The sequence below is a fragment of the Microbacterium sp. A93 genome (assembly GCF_051842835.1).
In genome coordinates, this window is sequence record NZ_JBPXMT010000002.1 from 586,890 (window position 1) to 609,727 (window position 22,838).

At 69.8% G+C, this 22,838-nt stretch carries 23 protein-coding genes, 3 tRNA genes and 1 pseudogene; 14 read left to right on the plus strand and 13 right to left on the minus strand.

The features are described 5' to 3' along the window. Positions 1-2 precede the first annotated feature (2 nt). Together ACSU1G_RS06975 and ACSU1G_RS06980 are read left to right on the plus strand one after the other, a co-directional pair. Complete coding sequence (locus tag ACSU1G_RS06975; RefSeq protein ID WP_439279193.1) at positions 3-782, plus strand: phosphonate ABC transporter ATP-binding protein; 780 nt, start codon at positions 3-5, stop codon at positions 780-782. Beyond that, complete coding sequence (locus ACSU1G_RS06980) at positions 779-2,419, plus strand: PhnE/PtxC family ABC transporter permease (RefSeq protein WP_439279194.1); 1,641 nt, start codon at positions 779-781, stop codon at positions 2,417-2,419. Before ACSU1G_RS06975 ends, ACSU1G_RS06980 begins: the two co-directional genes overlap by 4 nt. Positions 2,420-2,463: 44 nt before the next feature. Here the strand turns inward: ACSU1G_RS06980 and ACSU1G_RS06985 are convergent, their stop codons facing one another. The 4 genes from ACSU1G_RS06985 to ACSU1G_RS07000 all read right to left on the minus strand — a co-directional run bounded on the left by ACSU1G_RS06985 (position 2,464) and on the right by ACSU1G_RS07000 (position 5,235). Next, positions 2,464-2,817, minus strand: coding sequence for a hypothetical protein (locus ACSU1G_RS06985; RefSeq protein ID WP_439279195.1), 354 nt, complete (start codon positions 2,815-2,817; stop codon positions 2,464-2,466). A gap of 52 nt (positions 2,818-2,869) precedes the next feature. Further along, positions 2,870-3,892 carry a class II fructose-bisphosphate aldolase gene (gene fbaA / locus ACSU1G_RS06990; protein ID WP_439279196.1) on the minus strand — a complete coding sequence of 341 codons (1,023 nt, stop codon included), beginning with the start codon at positions 3,890-3,892 and terminating at the stop codon, positions 2,870-2,872. A gap of 228 nt (positions 3,893-4,120) precedes the next feature. Continuing rightward, positions 4,121-4,840, minus strand: a complete 720-nt coding sequence (locus ACSU1G_RS06995; protein ID WP_439279413.1) for a TrmH family RNA methyltransferase — start codon at positions 4,838-4,840, stop codon at positions 4,121-4,123. Positions 4,841-4,905: 65 nt separating this feature from the next. Further along, positions 4,906-5,235: a hypothetical protein gene (locus tag ACSU1G_RS07000; protein ID WP_439279197.1), complete on the minus strand. Its 330-nt coding sequence runs from the start codon at positions 5,233-5,235 to the stop codon at positions 4,906-4,908. A gap of 41 nt (positions 5,236-5,276) precedes the next feature. Here ACSU1G_RS07000 and ACSU1G_RS07005 point away from each other — a divergent pair, with 41 nt between their 5' ends. After that, positions 5,277-6,311 carry a magnesium and cobalt transport protein CorA gene (locus tag ACSU1G_RS07005; RefSeq protein WP_439279198.1) on the plus strand — a complete coding sequence of 345 codons (1,035 nt, stop codon included), beginning with the start codon at positions 5,277-5,279 and terminating at the stop codon, positions 6,309-6,311. A 93-nt stretch (positions 6,312-6,404) separates the two neighbouring features. Here ACSU1G_RS07005 and pyrE read toward each other — a convergent pair whose 3' ends face one another. After that, positions 6,405-6,968, minus strand: a complete 564-nt coding sequence (pyrE, locus tag ACSU1G_RS07010) for an orotate phosphoribosyltransferase (protein ID WP_439279199.1) — start codon at positions 6,966-6,968, stop codon at positions 6,405-6,407. A 60-nt stretch (positions 6,969-7,028) separates the two neighbouring features. On the opposite strand from pyrE, the gene ACSU1G_RS07015 reads away from it, so the two are divergent. Continuing rightward, on the plus strand, positions 7,029-7,493 hold the full coding sequence (locus ACSU1G_RS07015; RefSeq protein WP_439279200.1) for a MarR family winged helix-turn-helix transcriptional regulator: 465 nt from the start codon (positions 7,029-7,031) through the stop codon (positions 7,491-7,493). A gap of 30 nt (positions 7,494-7,523) precedes the next feature. Further along, a complete protein-coding gene (gene nadE, locus ACSU1G_RS07020) occupies positions 7,524-8,345 on the plus strand; it encodes an ammonia-dependent NAD(+) synthetase (protein ID WP_439279201.1) in 822 nt (273 codons plus the stop codon). A 9-nt stretch (positions 8,346-8,354) separates the two neighbouring features. Here the strand turns inward: nadE and ACSU1G_RS07025 are convergent, their stop codons facing one another. From ACSU1G_RS07025 to ACSU1G_RS07035, 3 genes are read right to left on the minus strand one after another with little or no spacing between them, the layout of a single operon-like run. Further along, positions 8,355-9,143, minus strand: a complete 789-nt coding sequence (locus ACSU1G_RS07025) for a hypothetical protein (RefSeq protein WP_439279202.1) — start codon at positions 9,141-9,143, stop codon at positions 8,355-8,357. Continuing rightward, positions 9,140-10,186, minus strand: a complete 1,047-nt coding sequence (locus tag ACSU1G_RS07030; protein ID WP_439279203.1) for an ATP-binding cassette domain-containing protein — start codon at positions 10,184-10,186, stop codon at positions 9,140-9,142. Before ACSU1G_RS07030 ends, ACSU1G_RS07025 begins: the two co-directional genes overlap by 4 nt. A 9-nt stretch (positions 10,187-10,195) precedes the next feature. Beyond that, positions 10,196-10,633: a GntR family transcriptional regulator gene (locus ACSU1G_RS07035; protein ID WP_439279204.1), complete on the minus strand. Its 438-nt coding sequence runs from the start codon at positions 10,631-10,633 to the stop codon at positions 10,196-10,198. 148 nt (positions 10,634-10,781) lie between these two features. Between ACSU1G_RS07035 and ACSU1G_RS07040 the strand changes: the two genes are divergently transcribed. The 7 genes from ACSU1G_RS07040 (at position 10,782) to ACSU1G_RS07070 (ending at position 18,632) form a co-directional block, all read left to right on the plus strand. Next, positions 10,782-11,600 carry an exodeoxyribonuclease III gene (locus tag ACSU1G_RS07040; protein ID WP_439279205.1) on the plus strand — a complete coding sequence of 273 codons (819 nt, stop codon included), beginning with the start codon at positions 10,782-10,784 and terminating at the stop codon, positions 11,598-11,600. Between the two features lie 11 nt (positions 11,601-11,611). Further along, entirely contained in the window at positions 11,612-12,490 is an 879-nt protein-coding gene (locus tag ACSU1G_RS07045) for a hypothetical protein (RefSeq protein ID WP_439279206.1), read from the plus strand. A gap of 132 nt (positions 12,491-12,622) precedes the next feature. Further along, positions 12,623-13,048, plus strand: coding sequence for a DUF6507 family protein (locus ACSU1G_RS07050; RefSeq protein WP_439279207.1), 426 nt, complete (start codon positions 12,623-12,625; stop codon positions 13,046-13,048). Further along, positions 13,045-14,661, plus strand: a complete 1,617-nt coding sequence (locus ACSU1G_RS07055; protein WP_439279208.1) for a hypothetical protein — start codon at positions 13,045-13,047, stop codon at positions 14,659-14,661. Before ACSU1G_RS07050 ends, ACSU1G_RS07055 begins: the two co-directional genes overlap by 4 nt. 23 nt (positions 14,662-14,684) lie before the next feature. Then, the gene (locus ACSU1G_RS07060; RefSeq protein WP_439279209.1) at positions 14,685-16,019 is read left to right on the plus strand and encodes a hypothetical protein; all 1,335 of its coding nucleotides are present in this window, start codon (positions 14,685-14,687) and stop codon (positions 16,017-16,019) included. Between the two features lie 83 nt (positions 16,020-16,102). Continuing rightward, positions 16,103-16,789, plus strand: a complete 687-nt coding sequence (locus ACSU1G_RS07065) for a hypothetical protein (protein WP_439279210.1) — start codon at positions 16,103-16,105, stop codon at positions 16,787-16,789. 28 nt (positions 16,790-16,817) lie between these two features. Next, complete coding sequence (locus tag ACSU1G_RS07070) at positions 16,818-18,632, plus strand: glycoside hydrolase family 13 protein (RefSeq protein ID WP_439279211.1); 1,815 nt, start codon at positions 16,818-16,820, stop codon at positions 18,630-18,632. A 46-nt stretch (positions 18,633-18,678) separates the two neighbouring features. On the opposite strand, the gene ACSU1G_RS07075 is transcribed toward ACSU1G_RS07070, so the two are convergent. From ACSU1G_RS07075 to ACSU1G_RS07095, 5 genes and pseudogenes are all read right to left on the minus strand, one after another. Beyond that, entirely contained in the window at positions 18,679-19,239 is a 561-nt protein-coding gene (locus ACSU1G_RS07075; RefSeq protein WP_439279212.1) for an LLM class flavin-dependent oxidoreductase, read from the minus strand. A 32-nt stretch (positions 19,240-19,271) separates the two neighbouring features. Continuing rightward, a pseudogene (locus ACSU1G_RS07080) lies at positions 19,272-19,694 on the minus strand (MsnO8 family LLM class oxidoreductase); the annotation flags it as partial. A gap of 142 nt (positions 19,695-19,836) precedes the next feature. Next, a tRNA-Phe gene (locus ACSU1G_RS07085) sits at positions 19,837-19,909 on the minus strand. A 73-nt stretch (positions 19,910-19,982) separates the two neighbouring features. Further along, a tRNA-Asp gene (locus tag ACSU1G_RS07090) sits at positions 19,983-20,056 on the minus strand. 91 nt (positions 20,057-20,147) lie between these two features. Beyond that, a tRNA-Glu gene (locus ACSU1G_RS07095) sits at positions 20,148-20,220 on the minus strand. Between the two features lie 286 nt (positions 20,221-20,506). Between ACSU1G_RS07095 and ACSU1G_RS07100 the strand changes: the two genes are divergently transcribed. Both ACSU1G_RS07100 and ACSU1G_RS07105 read left to right on the plus strand, forming a co-directional pair. Then, entirely contained in the window at positions 20,507-20,860 is a 354-nt protein-coding gene (locus ACSU1G_RS07100) for a metallopeptidase family protein (RefSeq protein WP_439279213.1), read from the plus strand. A gap of 270 nt (positions 20,861-21,130) precedes the next feature. Continuing rightward, positions 21,131-22,771: an NlpC/P60 family protein gene (locus tag ACSU1G_RS07105; protein WP_439279214.1), complete on the plus strand. Its 1,641-nt coding sequence runs from the start codon at positions 21,131-21,133 to the stop codon at positions 22,769-22,771. Positions 22,772-22,838 lie beyond the last annotated feature (67 nt).

Genomic DNA, 22,838 nt, shown 5'->3' on the forward strand with positions numbered 1-22,838 from the left:
CCATGACAGAACCGGGGACGGGCCCCACCACCGCCGTGTCACTGCATGATGTCTCGGTGAGCTACGGGGAGCGCCGGGCCGTGGACGGGATCACCCTGCAGGTGCGTCCCGGCGAGCGGGTGGCCCTGGTGGGTCCCAGCGGCGCCGGGAAGTCCACCCTGCTGCGGCTGTGCAACGGCACGGTGGTGCCGTCCTCCGGTCGGCTCCGGGTACTGGGTGAGGACCCGGCACAGCTGCCGGCCGGCCGGTTGCGGGCCCTGCGGCGCCGGATCGGCACCGTCCACCAGCAGCTGCACCTGATCGGGCCGCTGCGGGCGGTGCACAACGTCAACGCGGGCCACCTGGGCCGGTGGGGGCGGTGGCGTGCCCTGCGCTCCCTGATCCGGCCGCTGCAGGTGGACCAGGCCCGCGAGGCCCTGGCCCGGGTGGGGATCGCCGCCCACCTGCACTCGCGCACTGAACGGCTCTCCGGCGGGGAGCAGCAGCGGGTGGCCCTGGCCCGGGTGCTCGTGCAGGACCCGGACCTGGTCCTCGCCGACGAACCGGTCGCCAGCCTGGACCCGGCGCGCGCCGAGGAGGTCATGCGGCTGCTCTGCGGCCTCCTGGAGGAGCCACACCGGCGCAGGACCCTGGTGGTCAGCCTCCACGACTTCGACCTCGCCGTGCGGCACTGCGACCGGGTGGTGGGCCTGCGGCACGGCCGCGTGGTGCTCGACCTGCCCGCGGACGAGGTCGACGAGAGGGCCAGGGAGCGGCTGTACGACCTGGGCCCGGACCGGTGACCCGCGGCGATGTCGCCGCGCTGACCCGGTGGGAGGGGCCCGGGCGGGTCCGGGGCCGTCCCGGGCGGTGGCGGGTGCCCGGTGCCGGGCGGATCTGGGCCGGCGCCTGGCTGCTGGCCGTGGCCTGGTCCGTGTCCAGCTGGGTCGCCGAGGACGGCCCCCTGGTCAACACCCGGGGATGGCCGATGTTCGCGGACTTCTTCATGGCGGCGCTGAGGCCGGAGCTCTCCCGGGACTTTCTGGCCCGGATGGCAGAGGCCACCCTGACCACGCTGTCCTACGCGGTCCTCGGCACGCTGCTCGCGGTCGCCGGCGGCCTGGTGGCCGGGGTGTTCACCTCCGAGACCTGGTGGGGCGCCGGCTCCGGCTCACGGTCCCGGCGCGCTGTCCGCCGGACCGGGTGGCTGTTCACCCGCCTGGGGCTGGCTCTCCCGCGCGGCATCCACGAGGCCGTCTGGGCGTTGCTGCTGCTCAGCGTGCTGGGACGCGACCCCCTGGTCGGAGTACTCGCGATCGCCATCCCCTTCGGCGCCATCACGGCCAAGGTCTACGCCGAGATCATCGACGAGTCCGCCCGGGGCCCGTTCGAGTCCCTGCGCGCCACGGGCGCCGGCCGCGGCACCGCCCTGCTCTACGCGGTGTTCCCGATCGCACTGCCCGATCTGGCCTCCTACGCCTTCTACCGGTTCGAGTGCGCGGTGCGCTCCGCCGTCATCCTCGGCATGGTGGGGGCCGGCGGGATCGGCTTCGAACTGGTCCTGAGCTTCTCCGGGGCCCGGCACTCGGAGGTCTGGACCCAGGTCTTCGTCCTGGTCCTGCTCGGCGCCGTGGTGGACCGGTGGGGCGCTGGGTTGCGGCGTTCGGGCGGATGGATGCGCGTCAGCGGTTCAGTGCTGCTCGCGGCGGGGCTGGCCGTCGCCGCGCTGGTGCACCTGGGACCGGACCTGGCCCGGGTCTTCTCGGCGCGGACCGCCGGGCTGCTCACCGGCCTGGTGGACGAGCTGTGGCCGCCGGCGCTGCCGGCCGGCGGCTGGTCGCTCCTGGTGGCGGACTCCGTGGAGACCGTGCAGATGTCCCTCGTAGCGGCCACCCTGGCCGGGCTCACGGCGGTGGCTACGGCTTTCGTTGCGGCCCGGGATGGCGGCGGCCCAGTCCGCCGCGCGGCCGGCGCCGCGGCGCGGTGGCTGCTGCTGTTCACGCGCTCCCTGCCACCCCCGGTGTGGGCCCTGCTGGCGCTGTTCCTGTTCTTGCCGGGCCCGCTGCCCGGGGCGCTGGCGCTGGCTGCCTACAACTTCGGCATCCTCGGCCGCCTCTGCGCGGAGGTGGTGGAGAACCTGGACCGCCGCGCCCACGACCAGCTGGTGGCCTCCGGGGCCCCGGCGCTGAGTGCCTTCGCCTACGGGATCGTGCCACCGGCGGGCGGGCGGTTCCTCACCTATGGGCTGTACCGCTGGGAGGTGGCGATGCGGGAGACGGTCGTGGTCGGCGTGGTGGGCGCCGGCGGGCTGGGCCGCCTGCTCGAGGACCAACGGGTCGCCTTCGACTACGGCGGCATGGCCGGCACCGTGCTGACGCTGATCGTGCTCTCGGCACTGGTGGACCTGGTCAGTACCGCCGTGCGGCGCTCCCTGCGCTGAAGCCGCGGGCTGTGGACTGTGGGCTGCCCCCGTCCGGGCGCGGCTCAGCCGCGCGGCCCCCGGGAACCGGGCGTCCCGCCGTCGTGCCCTTCCGCTCCCCCACCGTCATCGGCGGGGTCCAGACCCAACTGCCTGGCCTGACGCTCCCAGGCATCGTGCTCGTGGTCTCGGAGCTCGCGCTTGTCCACCTTGGCCTCGATGCGCTCGATGCGGCGTTCCAGCTCCGGCGTGACCTTCCCGGCCTCCAGAGCCTTGATGCGCTTCTTGAGCTGGTCGAGTTCCTCCGGGTCGGCCTTATTCTCCGACCCCGGCAGGGGCCGTCCGGTGACCATGCTGAAGACGGAGAGACCACCCCAGACGATGATGGCGATGATGGCGATCCATGCGAACCATGGCATGGGGGTTCCCTTCCGTCGGCCGGTCCGGGCCGGAGTGGCCCGGGGGTACCGGTTACTTGATGGACTGGCCCGCCGAGCCGAGTTCCTGGCAGGCCTGGACCACACGGTCCGCCATGGACGTCTCCGCCAGGGCTCCCCAGGTCCGGGGGTCGTACATCTTCTTGTTGCCGACCTCGCCGTCGATCCTCAGCACGCCGTCATAGTTCTTGAACATGTGGGTCACCACCGGGCGGGTGAAGGCGTACTGGGTATCCGTGTCCACGTTCATCTTGATGACGCCGTAGGAGACGGCGTCCGAGATGTCCTGGGTGGAGGAGCCGGAGCCGCCGTGGAACACCAGGTCGAAGGGGCGGTCCTTGCCGATCTTCGCGCCCACCTCCCGCTGGATCTCCTCCAGGATCTCCGGGCGCAGCTTCACGTTGCCGGGCTTGTAGATGCCGTGCACGTTGCCGAAGGTCAGGGCCGTGATGTAGCGGCCGTGTTCCCCGGCGCCGAGAGCCTCAACGGTGGCCAGTCCGTCCGCCACCGTGGTGTAGAGCTTGTCATTGATCTCGTGGGCCACACCGTCCTCCTCGCCGCCCACCACACCGATCTCCACCTCGAGGATCTGCCGGTTGGCGTGGGTGCGGGCCAGCAGGTCCCTGCCGATCCGGAGGTTCTCCTCGAGGGGCTCTGCCGAGCCGTCCCACATGTGGGAGTTGAAGAAGGGGTCCCGCCCAGCCTTGACCTCGGCCTCGGAGGCGTCCAGCAGCGGCATCACGAAGCCGTCCAGCTTGTCCTTCGGGCAGTGGTCCGTGTGCAGGGCGATGTTGATGTCATAGTTCTTCGCCACCTCGCGGGCGAAGGCCACCATGGCCAGCGAACCGGTCACCATGTCCTTGACGGAGGAGCCCGAGAAATAGGCGGCACCACCGGTGGAAGCCTGGATGATGCCGTCTGAGCCGGCCTCCGCGAAACCCCGGATCGCGGCGTTGAGCGACTGGGAGCTCGTGACGTTGATGGCCGGATAGGCGTACCCGCCGCTCTTGGCGGAATCGATCATCTCGGCGTACTTGTCCGGGGAAGCGATGGGCATTACGGCTCCTTGGCGTCTCGAGGCAGCGAGCAGCGTCATGCGGCCCGGTCCACGGTCCATCCTATCCATCCACCCGCCCACAGCGTGATCTACGTCGAGGGGGCTTTGCGGGGATGACCGCCTTCCTGGACGCGCGGTTCACGGGCTGGACGCCGTTGGACTCCTACTGGCGCCTCTCACCACCGCCCACCTCGCTTTGAGGGCAGAGATCACCAGTGATCTCTGCCCTCAAAGCTGACTGGAGGCATGCTGGCGGATCCAGGCGTGCATCGCGATGCCCGCCGCCACCCCCGCGTTGAGGGACCGGGTGGAGCCGAACTGCGCGATCGACAGCGTGGCCTCGGCCGCCGCGTGGACCTCCTCGGACAGCCCCGGCCCCTCCTGGCCGAACACCAGCACGCACCGTTCGGGCATCTCGTAGGTCTCCAGCGGCACCGAATCATCGAAGAGGTCCACGCCGATCACCGGCAGTTGCTCGCCGGCAGCCCAGGCCATGAAGTCCTCCACGGTGGGGTGGTGGAACACGTGCAGGTAGCGGTCCGTGACCATGGCCCCGCGGCGGTTCCAGCGGCGTCGGCCGATGATGTGCACCCCGGCGGCGTTGAAGGCGTTGGCGGTGCGCACCACCGTCCCGATGTTCAGATCGTGCTGCCAGTTCTCGATCGCCACGTGGAAGGGATGCCGCCGCGTGTCCAGCTCGGCCACGATCGCCTCGAGGGACCAGTAGCGGAACCCATCCGCCACATTGCGCCGGTCACCGCAGCGCAGCAGCTCCGGGTCCCAGTGCTCCCCGGAAGGCCATTCACCTTCCCACGGGCCCACGCCCACCTCGCGCTCGGACCCCGGCTCGGGATCGGGCTCGGGTTCGGGCTCGGTGTCAGGATCGGGTACGACGTCGGCGCCCGGCCCGGTCGGCGCGGTCACCTCGGGTGCCAACCCGCCTGGCATCAGCGTGCCCGGCACCGGCACATCCGGCACCGGCGCACCCGGGGTGACCGGGCCGGCGTCGGGCCTCACTTCTTGCGGTCGACGAGCGCCCAGGAGGCGAGCGCCGAGGCCCCCGCCACGGTCAGGACCGCGGGCCAGGCGCCGATCCTCTTCGCGAGCGGATGGGAGGCGCCGAAGCCGCCCACGTAGAGGACGGAGAGGGCCACCGTGGTGGCCGCACCGCCCTTGGCGGCCCACGTCCGGCCCGCATACACGCCGGCGGCGGCCAGCACCACGCCGCCCAAGGCGCGGACGCCACTCTCGCGGGCGGTGAGGTATCCGCTGACCAGGCCGAGGGCGGCCAGCGGGGCGGTGACAACGGTTTCTGCGGGCTTGAACACGCCGGTTTCACTCATGGGCTCCACGCTAGTCGCTGCGGGCGGCGCACAATGGACCCGTGACCATCGTGGACAACGCCATCTACAAGGACGGCAAGCGCATCCTGGCCCCGACCACCCTGCAGGAGACCTTCGCGGAGTGCGAGCGGATCGGCGGGATGGCCTGGGTGGGTCTGTACCGCCCGGACCAGGAGGAGCTCCAGGCGGTGGCGGACGAGCTCAACCTGCACGAACTCGCGGTGGAGGACGCCCTGGCCGGGGGTCAGCGGGCCAAGCTCGAGCACTACGGCGACGACCGGTTCCTGGTGCTGATCCCGGCCCGGTACCTGGACGAGTCGGAGAGCGTGGAGTTCGGGGAGCTCGACGTGTTCGTGGGGGCCAACTTCGTGGTCACCGTCCGCCACTCGGAGGTCCCGGACCTCTCCCGCGTCCGCCGTCACCTGGAGGTGGACCGCCCCGACCGGCTGGCCGCGGGCACCTCTGCCGTGGTCCACGGAATCCTCGACACCGTGGTGGATGACTACTTCCCGGTGGCTGACGGGCTGGACAACGACATCGCCGAGATCGAGGACCAGATCTTCGCCGGCGACGGCAACGTCTCCCGCCGCATCTACGAGCTCTCCCGCGAGGTGGTGAACTTCCAGCGCGCCATCCGGTCCCTGCCGCACATCTTGGAGACCCTGATCGAGGCGCTCGGTGGGGAGGAGACGGCCTCAGACCGGCCCGACCAGCCGGAGCAGCCGGACCAGATCGAGGTGGTCCGCAAGCTGCGGGACGTCCACGACCACGCCGTACACCTGGACGAACGCGTGGTGGCCATGCGCACCATGCTGGAACACGCGCTGGAACTCGATTCGACGCTGACCTCGAAGAAGCTCGCCGAGACCTCCGTGGCCCAGAACGAGCAGGTCAAGCGGATCTCCTCCTGGGCGGCCATCATCTTCGCCCCGCAGCTGGTGGGCTCGATCTACGGCATGAACTTCGATGTCATGCCCGAACTGCACTGGTTCTGGGGCTACCCCTTCGCTCTGGGGCTCATGCTCGCCGTGGCGCTGGTGCTGTTCATCCTGTTCCGCAAGAACGACTGGCTCTGAACAACCCACCCACCCCGATCACGGCCGCAGTCCAGGTCGAGAATCGCCGGTGGAGTCGACAGTTGGCGCTCTCGTGATGGGCCCAGGCCCGGGTCAGTCCAGGCCGAGCTCGTCCTTGCCGAAGGCGTAGAGGTACCTCACGCCGCCCTCGGCCTCGATCCGCTCGGCCGCACCGGTGTCCCGGTCCACGATCACGGCCACGGCCTGCACGTCACCCCCGGCCTGGCGCACCCCCTCGACCGCTGTGAGGGCGGAACCGCCCGTGGTGGAGGTGTCCTCCAGGACCACCACGGGGCGGCCCTGGACGGCCGGGCCCTCCACCTGCCGGCCCATGCCGTAGGACTTCTGTGCCTTGCGCACCACGAAGGCGTCCAGTGCCCGCCCCTGACGGCCGGCCTCGTGCAGCATGGCGGTGCCCACCGGGTCGGCGCCCATGGTCAGCCCACCCACCGACTCGGCGCCGATGCCGGCCTCGTCCAGCAGGGCCAGCATGACGCGTCCCACCAGGGGGGCGGCCTCGTGGTGGAGGGTGATGCGGCGCAGGTCGATGTAGTAATCGGCCTCCTGGCCGGAGGACAGGGTCACCCGGCCCCGGACCACGGCCAGTTCCTTGATCAGTTCCAGCAGTCGGGCGCGGTCCTGGGTCTGTGAAGTCATGGCACCATCCTAGATTCCCGGACTATGGATTCTGTGCCGGTGCGCTCCTAGGGTGGGGTCATGAGTGACGCCACCGAACACGATGCCCCCACCGGCCGTTCCGCCGAACAGATGCTCAGCTACTGGATCACCCTCGTGGACTCATTGCTGACCAACCGGGTCAATGAGTCCCTGGCCGAGCACGGACTGACCCGCGCGCAGTGGCAGCTGATGAACGCCCTGACCGAGCGACCCCAGACCGCCGAGGAGCTCGGAGGCTCCCTGGCCCCCACGGCCACCGTCTCCGAGGACGGCCCCCGGACCTTGGACGAGCACCTCGACGAGCTCGTGGAATCCGGCTGGCTCGTGGCGGAGGGAGAGCTGTACACGCTCACTCGCACCGGACGGGTCTCCGGTGAACGGGTGGCGGCCGTGGTGGAGGAGCTCCGGACGGAGATCACCGAGGGCATGAGCGAGGACGAATACCGCGTGGTGGTCGGATCCCTGCAGACCATCGCCGGCAATCTGGGCTGGCAACGCAGCTGAAACACGGCCGAACGGCCCTAGGCTGGGACTATGCGTGAACTACAGCGGGTCATCATCGCCGAGATGGGCGTCCGGCCTCAGATCGATCCAGCCACCGAGGTCGCCGCACGGGTGGCGTTCCTGAAGGACTACCTCCGGGCCGCCGGGGCCGGGGGGTTCGTCCTCGGCATCTCCGGCGGCCTGGACTCCACCCTGGCCGGGCGCCTGGCGCAACTGGCCGTGGAGGAGTTGCGCGCCGACGGCGTGGACACGGAGTTCGTGGCGGTCCGGCTGCCGTACAACGTGCAGCATGACGAGGACGACGCCCAGGCGGCCCTGGAGTTCATCGGCGGCGCCCCCGCCGTGACCTACGACATCGCCCCGGCCGTTGACGGCTTCGAGGCCGAGTTCGCCACCGCCACCGGCGAACCGATCTCCGACTTCAACAAGGGCAACGTCAAGGCGCGCGTGCGCATGGTGGCCCAGTACGCGGTGGCCGGGGACCACGGCCTCCTGGTGATCGGCACCGACCAGGCAGCCGAGTCCACCACCGGGTTCTTCACCAAGTACGGGGACGGCGGCGCCGACGTGTTGCCGCTGTTCGGCCTGAACAAGCGCCAGAACCGTGCGCTGCTCCAGCACCTCGGCGCACCCGAGCGGCTCTGGGCCAAGGTTCCGACGGCCGACCTGCTGGACGGCAAGCCGGGCCAGACCGACGAGGCCGAGCTGGGCCTGGACTATGACACGATCGACGACTACCTCGAGGGCCGGGCTATCCCGGAGGAGGCCGCCCAGAAGCTGGAGTCGGTCTACCTGCGCTCACGGCACAAGCGGACGACGCCGGTCACGATCCTCGACGAGTGGTGGCGCTGACCCCTCGGGTCAGCGGCCGACCGGCACCCGCCGCATGACCGCCCAGGAGACCACGGTGGCCAGGGCGGCGATCACCAGCAGCAGCCCCGCGGCCTTCTCGATGAGGTTCGTGGCAAAGAAGGTCGCCACCTCCAGCTCGGAGGCCAGCACCAGGGCCAGCGCCCCGAGGATGATCACCAACAGGGCGGCGATGCCGGCCATGACCCCGTACTGGCCCCAGCGGAGGTAGACCGCCGCCAGTCCGGCACCGACGGAGAGGCAGGCCGCGGCGATCGCAAAGCTCAACAACAGGGTGAGTCCCAGGTGGCCGCTGCCGAGCGCGTAGACGTCGAACATCCGGGTGCCGGTGAACCAGTGGCCGGTGAGCTGCTCCACCAGCAGGAAGATCCCGACCAGTGCCGCCAGGTACGCGGACTGCACCAGGATCCACAGCGCGGTCCCCGCCCAGTAGTGGCGCCGGGTGGACCCCATCATGCCGATGGCGAAGGGCATGGTGCGGGCGTAGGCGTACACGCCGAGGGTCACGATGAAGCCGGGCCAGGACCACAGGGCGGCCTGGTTGTACCGGAAGCCCTCGGAGAGCTGCTCGGTGGTGGCCGGGGTGAGGGCCTGCAACACCACCATGATGATCACGCAGACGGCGGCCACGGAGGCCAGCATGATGACCGGCACCCAGAACATCTGCATGCGGTCCACGTAGTGCAGCCGGACGATGCGCAGGATCCGGTTCATCCCGCTCTCCCCCCGTGCGGGGGCGGCCGGGAGGTCTGCGGCATGGGTCAGGGTGGCGGTACTCATCGTTGCTCCTCTGAGGTCTCAGCATCGGCGTCGGTGACGCCGACGGTGTCGGTGGGCCGGGAGCCGATGGCGGCCACCAGGTCCTGCAGCCCCACGGGGCCGATCTCCAGGTGGTGCTCGGCCGCCGCGGCGGTGAGTGCCGCATCGGGCTGTCCGGCGAGGGTCCTCGAGGCGAGCCCCCCGATCCTGCGCTGGTGCAGGGCGGTCCAGCCGGCCGAGACCTGCCCGACGGCGGCCGTCGGGCCGGAGAGGGAGAAGGCGGCGCTGCGCGCCGTGTCCGCGTCGGCGTCCATGAGGATCCGGCCGTCGTCGATCACCAGGACCTTCTCCAGCAGGTCCGCGGCCTCATCGATCAGGTGGGTGGACATCACGATGGTGCGCGGGTGCTCCAGGTAGTCCTGCAGCATCACGTCGTAGAACAGCTGGCGGGCCGTGGCGTCCAGGCCGAGGTAGGGCTCGTCGAAGAAGGTCAGCGGGGCTCGTGCCGCCAGGCCGACCACGATCGCCACCGCGGAGAGCTGACCGCGGGAGAGCTTCTGGATCTTGGTCTCCACGGGGAGCCGGAACATCCGCACCAGCCGCTCGGCGAAGCCCTGGTCCCAGTGCTCGAAGAACCAGGGTGCGGACTTCAGCACGTGGGCTGCCTTGAAGGACTCCGGATACTTCTGGTTCTCCCGCGCGAAGCACAGGCGGGAGGCGGTGGTGGGATCCTCGAAGGGACGCCGCCCCAGCACGGAGACCTCGCCGGCCGTGGCCGCGTCCTGACCGGAGAGGATGGATAAGGCGGTGGTCTTGCCGGCCCCGTTGCGGCCGAGCAGGCCGGTGATCGAGTTCGTGGGGATATCGAAGTCCAGGCCGTGCAGGATGTCCTTGCGGCCGAAGGACTTGCGCAGTGCGCGCACGCTGACGGCGGCGTCCGGGTCCAGCGGGCGCCCGGCGGGCATCGGCCGGGCGGCGAGGCTGAGGGCGGCGGCAGCACTGCCCCCCGTGGTTGCGGTGGGGCCGGGGCGGAGGTCGGCCGCGGTCTGAGGTGTGACGTGCATGGTTTCCCCCTACAGGGTGGGTGGGGCCGGAGTGGGTGAGGTCAGGGTGGGCGGGGCGGCGGAGGTGAGATTCGGGGTGGGCGCGTCCTCGGCGGCGGTACGGCGGATCATCCCGGACAGGTCCTCCGGCGTGATCTCGAGCCGGGCCGCCTCGGCCAGGAGCGGGCGGATGTACTGCTGGGCGAACCCCTCTCGGCGCGAGCTGAGCAGCTGCTGCCGGGCCCCGTGGGCCACGAACATGCCGATCCCCCGCTTCTTGTAGAGGATCCCCGTATCCACCAGCAGGTTGATCCCCTTGTTCGCCGTGGCCGGGTTGATCCGCAAAAAGGCCGAGAACTCGGTGGTGGAGGGGACCTGGGTCTCCTCCGGATAGGTCCCGTCCACGATCCCCTGCTCGATCCGGAGTGCCAGTTGGCGGAAGATCGGCTGCGAGGCATCCATCTCCATGTGGCGCTCCTTCGCGGTCAGTCAGTAGGTTGGTCCATTACTTATGTAACTAACCTAGCAACCTCGCGGCCCTCTGTACACCCCCAGTTCCTGCACCCTCCCCCAGCACCCAGTGAGCCCACCCGCGGAGGTTCGTTAGGCTGGCGGGGTGAAGATCGCCACCTGGAACGTGAACTCCCTCCGCGCCCGCGCCGACCGCGTCGAGTCCTGGCTCGAACGCACCGATGTAGATGTCCTGGCCATCCAGGAGACCAAGTGCAAGGACGAGAACTTCCCCTGGGAGCTCTTCGAGCGCATGGACTACGAGGTCGCCCACTTCGGCTTCTCCCAGTGGAACGGCGTCGCCATCGCCTCCCGCGTCGGCCTGGCAGATGTGGAGCGCACCTTCTCCGGCCAGCCGGCCTTCGGCAAGGGCGGCGTGGACCCCGTCCAGGAGGCCCGGGCGATCGCGGCCACCGTGGGCTCCGGCGACGAGGCTCTCCGCCTGTGGTCCCTGTACGTCCCCAACGGCCGCGGCCTGCAGGACGAGCACATGCCCTACAAGCTGCAGTGGTTGCACGTGCTGAAGGAGCAGGCCGCCGCGGATCTGGCGGCCGACCCGTCACTGCGCCTGGCGTTGACCGGCGACTGGAACATCGCCCCGCAGGACGAGGACGTCTGGGACATCCAGTACTTCCTGGAGGAAGGCCTCACGCACGTCTCCCCCGCTGAGCGTGCCGCCTTCCACGCCTTCGAGGAGGCCGGCTTCCAGGACGTGGTCCGCCCCCGCCACCCCGGCCCCGGGACCTACACCTACTGGGACTACACCCAGTTGCGCTTCCCCAAGAAGCAGGGCATGCGGATCGATTTCGTGCTGGCCTCGCCCGCCCTCACCGGCTCCGTCACGGACGCCTGGATCGACCGTGAGGAGCGCAAGGGCAAAGGCGCCTCAGACCACGCGCCCGTGGTCGTGGAGCTCGGGGCCTGAGCCGGCCGGGCATGCAGTACCAGTCCGAACTGCGCGTCTACCAGCCGCTCGCAGCCTTTCCCGACGCCGTCCAGGCCCGGTACCAGCGGGCCCGTAGCCGATCGCGCGCGGAGACCGAGGCCGACGCCGGCCGGCGGGCGCAGCGGCGCCTGCTACGTGATGTGATCGACCCCTTCCCGCACGGCCATGACCTGGTCCGGGTGCTGCGGGTCCCGGCCTCCGGCCTCGACGGCTCCAGCGAGGGTGACACCACCGGCGGGAACCGCGAGAACCCCGACGCGCCCCTGTCCGAGTACTTCTGCCCGGACGAGATGGCACTGCGCTGCGAGCTCGCGGCCGAGCAGCTCACCGAGTCGCTGCGCCCGCAGATCTTCCAGCAGCTGGTCCCGACGGCGGCCCGTCAGGCCAATGCGGAACGGCTCGCCGGCCGGCTGGAGTTCGCGGACCGTGAGGGGCTGCACCAGGTGTACACCCGCACCGCGGTCTGGGGCGTGCCGGCCGGGTGGTTCGCGCTGGTGCAGGAACAGGACCGGGTGAGCGTGCTCGGGGACCCGGCCGCCCCGGACAGCGTGCGCATCACCGTGCCGCTGGGACTGGCCCTGGAGCGGGCCCGGCGCGCCGCCGTCGTGCTGTCCCTGCATGCCCCGGACATGGACCTCCTGCAGGACCTGACGCTCCTGGTGTCCTGGCTCGAGGCCTTCCACCCGGACTCCATGGTGGAGCTGGACTACGGCGGGCTGGCCCGGCTGGTGTGGCCGGACGATTCGCCGTTCGATGTCCGCACCGCGATCGAGGCGCTCGAGGAGGGCGACGCCGAGGCCGCCGTGGTGGCCAACCACCGCATGGTGCGCCGCTGGCTGCCGGTGCGGCAACGGGGGCGGGCCAGCTAGGAACAGGCAGAACGGGAGCATGGGGAGGACTCCCCATCGCGGCCCTCGGGCAATTCTGCTGGAATCTACGGCAGGACCATGGCAGGACGTCACCGCGTCACCGTCACCACGAAGCGACAGAGGAGGGGGCACATGGCCTGGAGCGACTATGACATCGACCCGGATGCGGCGCGGCCGATCGTGCAGCGGGCACGGGGGCGGTTCGACGACCTCAACGGGATGGAGAACACGCTGGAGACCACGGGTGAAGCGGTCGCGGACGCCGCGGACGAGGACAAGATCAACACGGCCCTGAAGAACGCACAGACCAACTTCCTGCACCCCTTCACGGTCACGATGGTTCGCACCGCGGAGAACATCTTCGACGGCACCGACAACGTGATCAACATCTATGACAACGCGGACACCGACATGTCTGACGCGGCCCGGGACAAGGCCGTGGAGGACATGAAATGGGAGAACGGCCAGTACGACAACGTCCCTGACTACACCTCCAGCGATTCCACCGCCGCGGACGGACAGGGCGCTGCCCCCAACACGGAAGGATATGACTGGTGACGGTCCCAGCAGGAGAATCGGTATCCCCGATCACGTTCACCAGCTACCTCCCGGATCCCCTCCCCGACGGGCAGGGGGTCAAGGAAGCCGCCAAGGGCTACGAGACCGACGCTGACACCATGGATGAGGCGTACCAGGACGCCAACACGACGTGGGGAGAACTCTCGGGCGAGGGCGTCCTGACCATTCCGGAGCCGGACATGCAGACCATGGTCACCGCCCTGCGGGACAACGTCGAGCCGCTGGGCGCGGCACTGTACGACGGCCTGATAGCGCTGAAGGGCGCCATGGACACCTACGGCACGAGTCTGACCGGCTTCGAGCCCACCCACAGCAACCTGAAGTCCAGGGTCGAGGCCTTCAACAACCTCCCGGCCCGGCAGTACAGCTCCACCCAGACGGCCGAGGCCACCGGGGAGGGCACGATCCTGCCGGCCACGCGGACCCCTTCAGCCCGGTACGCACTGGTCAGCGACCTCAACACCGCCAAGGAGACCTACGAGGGGTATATCGACACCTGCGTGGCTGCCATCGACGAGGCGACTCCCACGGTGATGAAGGACGGCCCCAAGAACCTGGCCGAGAACGTCGCCCTGATCAAGAAGTCCTACGGCCTGGCGACCACGTGGGTGGACCGTGGCGCCTCGTTCCGTGGGGCCGGCCAGGGCCGGATGCGATTCATCTGGAGGGCTGACGCCAAGACCCTCTCCGGGTTCGTCCACGAGGGCGTGCCGGGCTGGAAGGACGTGCACACAGAGGGCTCGCTCACGAACAAGTTCCTGCCGAAATGGTTCAAGGACCAGATTCCGGACGCCGGCTCCTTCGCGGACAAGAGCTGGGTGAAGTCCCTGGACGCCTGGTACGAGTCCGGCGTCCAGCGCATGTCGCACGCGGCGGACCACTACCGCGGTGCACTGATGGCCGCCATGCCGACCTCGGTGCTGACGGGGCTGAACAAGATCAAGAACTCCAAGGCCGGCCGCTTCGTGCAGCTGAACTCCGTCAAGAAGGTCAACGGCAAGTGGAAGGTCGAGTTCAACGTCGGCGGGCGCAGCAGCGCCATGATCCCGGACAGGGTCCGGGCCCAGATGGGCAAGTTCGACAACGCCAAGAAGTTCCTCGACAAGGCCGGGAACAGCAAGCTGCTCAAGTACGGCGGCAAGGCCTTCGGCGCCTTGGACTTCGGTGCCACCTACTACAAGTCCTACGGTGAGAACTACAACGAGGCCTTGCGGGCCAACCCCAATGCCACCGAGGGGGAGATCCGTCACGAGGCAGGGGTGTCCACCGCGATCGAGGGCACCGCAGAGAACGCGGGCAAGGTGGTCGGCGGCGTGGTCGGCCGGGCGGCGGGAGCCGCCGTGGGACAGGCCCTGATTCCCATTCCGGGCGTGGGTGCCGCGGTCGGCGGGTTCGTCGGCGGGGTGATCGGCGACTACGTCGGCGGCAAGGTCGGGGCCGCTGCCGGCGAGTTCATCAATGACTGGCGCCAGGGTGGTGCCGGCAAGGCCTTCGGGGACGCCGGCAAGGCCATCGGCGATGCGGGTGAGAAGGTTGTGGACGGCATCAAGGATGTCGGCAAGAGTATCGGCAAGAAATTGTTCGGCTGGTGAGCCCGAACGGAAGGGGTGCCCCCATGGCCTCAGTGATCATCACGGGACGAACCGAGCGGGCCCAGATGACCCTGCCCGAGCACTGGAGTGCGGAGGACATCCGGGATGAGATCGAGCTGCTGGCCGTCCTCAAGGCCAAGGAGGGTGTCTTCGCCCCGAACCTCGTGGTGACGCTGAATCCCTACAGCGGTTCGATGGCGGAGTTCCTGGCCTCCGCCGTAGGCAACCTGGCCCAGACCCTGACGGACGTCCAGTTCATCGACGTCACCCTGTGGAACCGGGACCGGGAACTGCCCGAGGACGCCGCCGCCGAGGGCCGGGCCATCACGTACACGCACGTCTCTCCCTCCTCCGGGGACATCCTCCGCACGACCGAGTGGCTGTTCATCGAGGGTGGCCTGGCCGTCCAGGCCACGGGGACCACCGCCGCCCAGGACTGGATGTTCCTGGCCCCGGAACTGGAACAGATCGCCTCCTCCCTGGCCCTGGCCGAGTCGGTCATGGCGCCGACACCGGTGGACAGGACCCTGCCGGATGGTGCGCTGGACGCCCTGGCCTCCTCCGAGCTCGGATACCCGGTCGAGTCCATCAGCGGCCTGGGCCGTCAGCAGCACTATGACTACGCCGGGGAGTGGGTCCGCGGTGCCTCCTTCGCCCTGGTGGACGAGATGGCTGAGGGCTTCAAGGTCGGCCGCCTCCAGGCGGATGACTACCGTGCCGAATTGGATGACCTGGCCCGCGCCGGGCTGGTGGAGGGCACCAAGCTCACGGAGGCAGGGGAGTTCATCCAGCTCCACCTGCAGGACCCGGATGCCTCGTTCCGCATCAGCGGCGCCGGCGCCGGGGGCGAGTCCCACTACCAGGCATGGGCCTATGGCCCGTCAGTCCTGGTGGCGGCCGGGCCCGGCTGCCACGCACAGACGGGGCTGCAGGATGCGGGGGCGCCCTCCCCCGAGCACGTCAACGTCCAGATCCTGCCGCTCTCCGCATTGGCACGGGATATGGCCGCCTGGGCCGGCGTGGGCCCGGCCTGGGCTCTGCCCGCCCTGCCGGCCGGCCTGAGCCAGGAGCAGTTCGCCCAGCGGTGGGCCGGCAACACCGAGCCACCGGCCGGTGCCAACGCCGTCCTCAAGGCCTTGTGGGAGCAGAACTGGTTCACCTGGGAATTCGCGGCCCACGGTGCGGAATCCGCCGTGGAGCCCTATGCCTACCTTCACGGGGGCCCGCTGGGGCTGTACCGCGTGGGCTCGGAGGACTCCACCACGTGGGTCGTCCCCACACCGTCCGTGTACGTCTATGACCAGCTGGATGACGCCATCGCCGCGATCCTCTACGACCGGCCGGTACGGCTGACCTGACCGCTCACCGGCCGGCCGTGTGACCACCCGGACGGGCGGTACCGTGGGTGGCGAACCACTGCCGGTCCCGAAAGGACTCCCTCATGCCCGAATGGCTCGCCCCTATCGTCTATATCCCGGCCTACTGGGGCATGCTCCTGCTGGTGAGCGGGGCCGCGGCGCTGGTGTTCTACGTCGTCTGGCGGAGCCTCAACGGCGATACCCGCACCTGGGCGATCCTGCCGCACTTCCCCTTCCAGGTCTCCCACCACAACACCTGGCCCTTCATGCTGGCGATGATCGGCATCGGGCTGGTGACCCTGCTGCCCACGGTGTTCTTCGAGGCCTGGGGCATGGAAGGGGCCCGGCAGGCCGTCTGGAACGTGTTCCTGGTCCCGGTGGCACTGGTGGCCCTGTCCTTCTTCTGGTGGCCGCTGGCGTGGACGCCGGCCTGGTTCAAGAACTGGGCACTCCGCTCTAAGATCGATCCGGAGACCAACCCCTGGACCGATGCGGACATCGACCGGGTCAAGTCGGCACCGGACTCCAAGCGCCGTCGGCGGGCACTGAAGGACATCGCCCGCCTGGTCGGTGAGGCTGAGGTCGAAGGACTGCGGGAGAGGACCCTGCTCGAACGGGAGTCGGAGCGGATCGAGGACTACAACGAACGGCTCGGGATCACCGACGACATGGATTCCATCGAGCGGGCCCTGATCATCAAGGCCGACCGCAAGCGCCAGAAGGAACAGAAGAAGGCCGACCGGCAGGCCGCGCGGGGCCAACAGGACTGACTGCGGGCCGTGCCACTAGGCTGGCCCCATGACCACGGGACCGCTGAGCACCCCACCGTCCGAGGCACGCAACCACCCGGTGAACCCCTGGTGGGTGGATGCCGTGATCTACCAGGTCTATCCCCGTTCCTTCGCGGACGCGGACGGGGACGGGATGGGGGACCTGGCCGGGGTCACGGCCCAATTGCCCTACCTGCAGCAGCTCGGCGTGGACGCGCTCTGGCTCTCCCCGTTCTACGTCTCCCCGCAGAAGGACGGCGGCTATGACGTGGCGGACTACCGGGACGTGGACCCCCGCTTCGGCACCCTGGCGGATGCGGAGCAGCTCCTGACGACGGCGCATGACGCCGGGCTCCGGGTGATCGTGGACCTGGTCCCCAACCACACCTCCTCCGAGCACCCGTGGTTCACCGAGGCGCTGGCCGCGGACCCGGCCACCGCACCGGGCCGCGCGGCCCGGGACCGTTTCATGTTCCGGCCCGGCACCGGCCCCGATGGCGCCGAGCCGCCGAACAACTGGCAGTCCACCTTCGGCGGACCCGCCTGGACCCGGACCGAGCACCCGGACGGCTCGCCCGGGGACTGGTACCTGCACCTCTTCGATTCCTCCCAGCCGGACCTGAACTGGGCGAACCCCGAGGTCGCGGACGAGTTCGAGGACATCCTGCGCTTCTGGCTGGACCGCGGCATGGACGGCTTCCGCGTGGACGTGGCGCACGGGCTGGTCAAGGCGGAAGGCCTGCCGGACCATGACGAGCGCCCGGGGATGATCACGGGCAACCAGCCGGTCCCGTACCACGACCAGGACGGGGTCCACGAGATCTACCGGGACTGGAACCGGGTCCTGGCCGGGTATGACCACGATCCGGTGCTGGTGGCCGAGGCCTGGGTCTCCCCGCTCGAGCGCCTGTTCCGCTACGTCCGCCCCGGCGAGATGCACCAGGCGTTCAACTTCACCTTCCTGCTGGCCGGCTGGGACGCGGTGCGCCTGTCCGAGGCGATCACGGACTCCCTCGAGGAGGCGGCGAAGGTCGGTGCACCGAACACCTGGGTGCTCTCCAACCATGACACCGTCCGCCACACCTCGCGCTTCGGGCTGACCGATCCCACCCGCTACCCCGCGGGGATCGGGGCGGAGGACGAGCAGCCGGATGAGGCCCTGGGCTGGAAGCGGGCCCGGGCCGCCGCGATGATCGAGCTCGGGCTGCCCGGCTCCGCCTACATCTACCAGGGTGATGAGCTGGGTCTACCGGAGCACACCACGCTGGAGGACTCCCTGCGCCAGGACCCCACCTTCTTCCGCACCCAGGGCTCGGAGACGGGCCGGGACGGTTGCCGCGTGCCCATGCCCTGGCGCGCCGGGGCGCCCGGGTTCGGCTTCAGCATCGGTTCCGGTTCCGGGGAGAAGCAGGGGCACGACGCCGGCCCGGCAGCGGGCGCTCCCGCGGCACCTTGGTTGCCCCAGCCCGCGTCCTTCGGGACCTATGCGGCGGACCAGCAGGTCGGCGTCGCCGGTTCGACCTTCGAGCTGTACCGGGAGCTGCTGGCGGTCCGCGGGGAACTGGACCTGGGCACCGGAGCCTTCGCCTGGTCCCGCCTGCACAGCCCGGAGCACGGGGTGCTGGCCTTCATCGCGACCACCGGTGGCGGTCAGCACGGGCAGGACCTCGATTCCGGGGAGCGGGTCCCGGAACAGGTGGTGCTGGTGCTGGCCAATCTGGGCGAGACCGCGGTGGACGTCCCGGAGGACTATGCCGCGGCGATCTTCAGCCTCGACCCTGACGAGGCCCTGCAGGAGGGCCAGTTGATGCCCGACTGCGCCGCGTGGTTCCTGAAGCGCTGAGGCCCCATTCCTGACGCCGCTGGCGGGCTCAGAACCAGGGCCGGGCTCAGAACCAGTGCTCTGCCAGCAGCTTCAGGGAGCGTTCCCGGACGGCGGGGTCGTAGGCGTAGGTGACGGTGATCAGCTCGTCGGCACCCGTGCGCTCCACGAACTCCTCCAGCTGCCGGACGGCGGTGGCCGGTGCACCCACCGCCTTGATCCGGAGCATGGGGTTGTCCAGGCCCGGCGCCCCGGCCGGGTCCACGGGTGGCTGGAGTTTGCGGCGCTGGCCGCTGTGGAGGTCCGCGAACATCTGGCCGAGGGTCGTGTACTCGCGCTCGGCCTCGGCATCGGTGTCGGCCACCATCACGTTGATGCCGGCCATGACGTAGGGCGTCTCGATCTGGGCGGTGGGGGCCTCCGTGCTGAAGCTGTCCCGGTAGACCGCGATCGCGTCATCGATCTGGTCTGGGGCGAAGTGCGAGGCCAGCGAGAACGGCAGGCCGAGCTGGCCGGCGATCGAGGCGCCGTTGACGGTGGAGCCGAGCACCCACAGGGGGACCTCGGTGCCGGCGGACACGGCGGAGGAGATGGAGGTGCTGTGGGCTGGCCCTCGGGGCTGAACCATCCCTGCAGGTCGTAGATGCTCTGCGCGAAGGCCTGCGGCTCGGCGGAGGAGCGGCTCAGGGCCTGGGCCGTCATCATGTCCGTGCCCGGGGCGCGCCCGAGACCGAGGTCGATCCGGTCGCCGTGGAGGTTGGCCAGGGTGCCGTACTGCTCGGCGACCATGAGGGGCGCGTGGTTGGGCAGCATGACGCCGCCGGAGCCCACGCGGATCCGCTCGGTGACCGAGGCGGCCTGGGAGATCAGCAGGGCCGTGGCGCTGGCGGCCAGGTTCACCGTGTTGTGGTGCTCGGCGAACCAGAGCCGTGCATAACCGGCATCATCGGCCACCCTGGCGGCGGCCATCGAGGCGGCGATACCGTCCCGGGCGGTGGAGCCCTCAGAGATGGAGACGAGGTCGAGAATGCTCAGGGGGACTGCCACGGTATGTTGTGTCCTTTGCGATCGGGAGGGGTGCATCCCTAGGTGCAACCCCGCTCCGACCGGGGTCTATTCCCCACCGGCCTCTACTGGCCCGCCCTCGACCTACCCCCGGGCGACATCACCACTCGGGCCTGGACGTGAAGAAACCCCGCGATGTAGAAGCTACGCGGGGTTTCAGTGGCTCCGACCGGCGTCGATCCGGTGACCTTTCGATTTTCAGTCGAACGCTCTACCAACTGAGCTACAGAGCCTGGCTACTCCGGCCGAGACCGGTGATCACCAGAATCCTCCGGACCGGTGGAACCGGCGATCGGAACATCCGAGCGACCCTGACGGGACTTGAACCCGCGACCTCCGCCGTGACAGGGCGGCGCGCTAACCAACTGCGCTACAGGGCCAGTGTGCGAGAACAAACTCTACCAGACCATTTCCGAGGCCCTGACCATTGCTGTTCAGGTGACCGAAAGGCCGGGTGACTTCGTTCCTGCGTACCCCCAACGGGATTCGAACCCGTGTCGCCGCCGTGAAAGGGCGGTGTCCTAGGCCTCTAGACGATGGGGGCCAGAGCACTTCGGGTTCCCGAAGTGGACCTGTCGAAGTGTAGGCGGATTCCGGGCTGAACCGCAAACCTGCGCCCCGGCCCGGGGCATCCTCCCCTTGACGATGCCTCGCGGGTCACCGGGTGCGGGCAGGATGGAGGGGTGAACCACGAGAGCTTCCCCCCATCGGACGAACCGCCGGACACGCCCCAGGCTGGACATCAGGATGGACATCAGGAGGGACATCAGGAGGGGCCCCCGTCCGAGCCATCGGAACCATCGGACGGAACGGACCCGGTCGGCGAGACGATGTCCGAGGCCGAGTTCGATCAGGCCGTGACCGATGCCCTCGAGGCCATCCCGGAGGCGCTGGCGCGGCGCCTGTCCAACGTGGCCGTCTTCGTGGAGGAGGAGTACGAACCGGAGCCCTGGGAGGACCCGGAGACGGAGCTGCTCGGGCTCTACGACGGCATCCCCCTGACCGAGCGGGCCGAGATGCCCTTCCAGCTTCCGGACCGGATCGTGATCTTCCGCGGCCCGCTGTTACGGATGTGCCGCGACCGGGAGGAACTGGTGGACGAGATCACGATCACGGTGGTCCACGAGGTCGCCCACTTCTTCGGGATCAATGACGATACCTTGCATGAGCTGGGCTGGGGCTAGCCGCCCGCGCCGCGCGTTGAATCTGGCGACACGCCTGACAGAAGTGCAGAAATGACACGGGTGTTGTTTATGATTCTCATGAGGTCCGTGTTGCTTTTGTGACAAAAGTACAACTATCCTCACTGTCGTGGCGCCTCTATGGCAGGCCACGTGACCATCGCGATGTATTTCCGTGACGGACATGTGACCACTTCGCACCTTGGTCCGGCTCACCCCTGGTCGCCGGACCTGCCAATCCCACTCGCACGGGCGCCACAGTGAGGAACTGCCGTGAACACCCGCCGCACCGTGGGCGTGACCGCCGTGGTGGCCGCCGTAGCCGCCACCGCACTGGCCGCTGCATCCCTTCCTGCCGTCTTCGAGGCCTCCTCGGACACCGTCCAGGCGAACCTGCAGCGCACCGACCAGTCCACCCAGACCGAGGCGGACATCTCCCGTCCGGCGATCCCGGCCCCTGAGGACGTGGCGGCCGCCAAGGAGCAGCCGGCGGCCAAGAGTTCCATGGGCGAGCAGCTGCAGGACTCCATCCGGCAGTCCACCCAGCGCGAGCGCCAGGCTGAGACCCGCGCCCAGCAGGCGAACGAGAACCTGCGGGAGGCCAACGAGGCCCTGGCTGAGCGCAACGAGACCGCGGACTCCACCCGCCACCGTGCGGATGCCGCCACGGAGACTGCGGCGAAGGCCCAGGACGAGTCCGGCACCGTGGCCGCCGACATGTACCGCGGCGGCCGCTCCGATGCCGCAGAGGTCCTGCTGGGCGACGACGACGTCCTGGCCCGCCAGGCGACCGCTGACAAGGTCGCCGGGGACAAGGCCCTCGCCGCCGAGGAGACCGCCCGGCAGGCCGCCGAGGCCGAGGAGCTCGCCCGCCAGGCCGAGGCCGCGAAGACCGCCCAGGCCGAGGCGACCGCCCGCGCCGAGGAGCAGCAGCGCCGGCTGGACGAGGCCGCCCGCCGCGCGGAGGAAGCCGCTCAGCAGAATGAGGCGGACCGCACGCAGCTCATCGCCCTGCTCGCCGACCTGGAGGACCTCACCGTGGCCGAGGCCACCGCCTCCGTCCAGGCCATGGAGCAGTCCGAGCGGGACAGCGCGCTGCAGGAGGCCATCGCCACCTCCGCGCGCCAGGCGGAGGAGGCAGCCGCCGCCCCGTCCCCCGAGCCCGCCGCGCCGAGTGCGAGCACCGATCCGGCCAGCACGGCGCCGGTCACCTCTGCACCCGTGATCCCGGCCGCAGCCGTCAGCACGCCGTCTGCCACCGCGACACCGAGCACCCCCGCCGCCACGCCGTCCGCCGCCACGCCGTCCGCCACCCCGACTGCAACGCCGACGCCGAGCGCCCCAGCTGCCACGCCGACGCCGGCCGCCACCCCGGCGCCGACCCGGACCGCAACCCCGACCGCCACTCCGACGCGCACGGCCACCCCGGCTCCGACCCGGACGGCAGCACCGGCCCCCACCCCGACGCCCACGGCCACGCCCACCAAGTCGGCCGCGCCGAAGCCGAAGCCCACCCCGCCCCCCACCCAGGCCGCCGGCCCGTGGACCTCCACGGCCATCACCTGGGCCATCAACAAGGCCAATGAACCCGGCTCCTACTACTCCTGGGGCGGCAACGGTCCGAAGGGGTACGACTGCTCCGGCTTCACCCGCGATGCCTTCGAGGCCGCCGGCAAGTACCTGCCCCGCACCTCGACCCAGCAGTACCGGGCCGCCAAGCAGTACGTCCCGCTGTCCCAGCTGCAGCCCGGTGACATGGTGTTCTCGTCCTCCAACGGGGGCTCCAGCATGTACCACGTGGCCATCTACATCGGCAACGGCCAGGTCGTCCACGCCCGCAACCCCAACGTGGGGATCTCCGTGACACCGCTGAGCTGGGTCAACAACATCCACGCCTACGCCGGGCGCTACTGAGCCCGCTGCCGCCCCCCGCATCGTCGGGGCACGGCACACCCCTGGCACGACGTCGGCCGGCACCTAC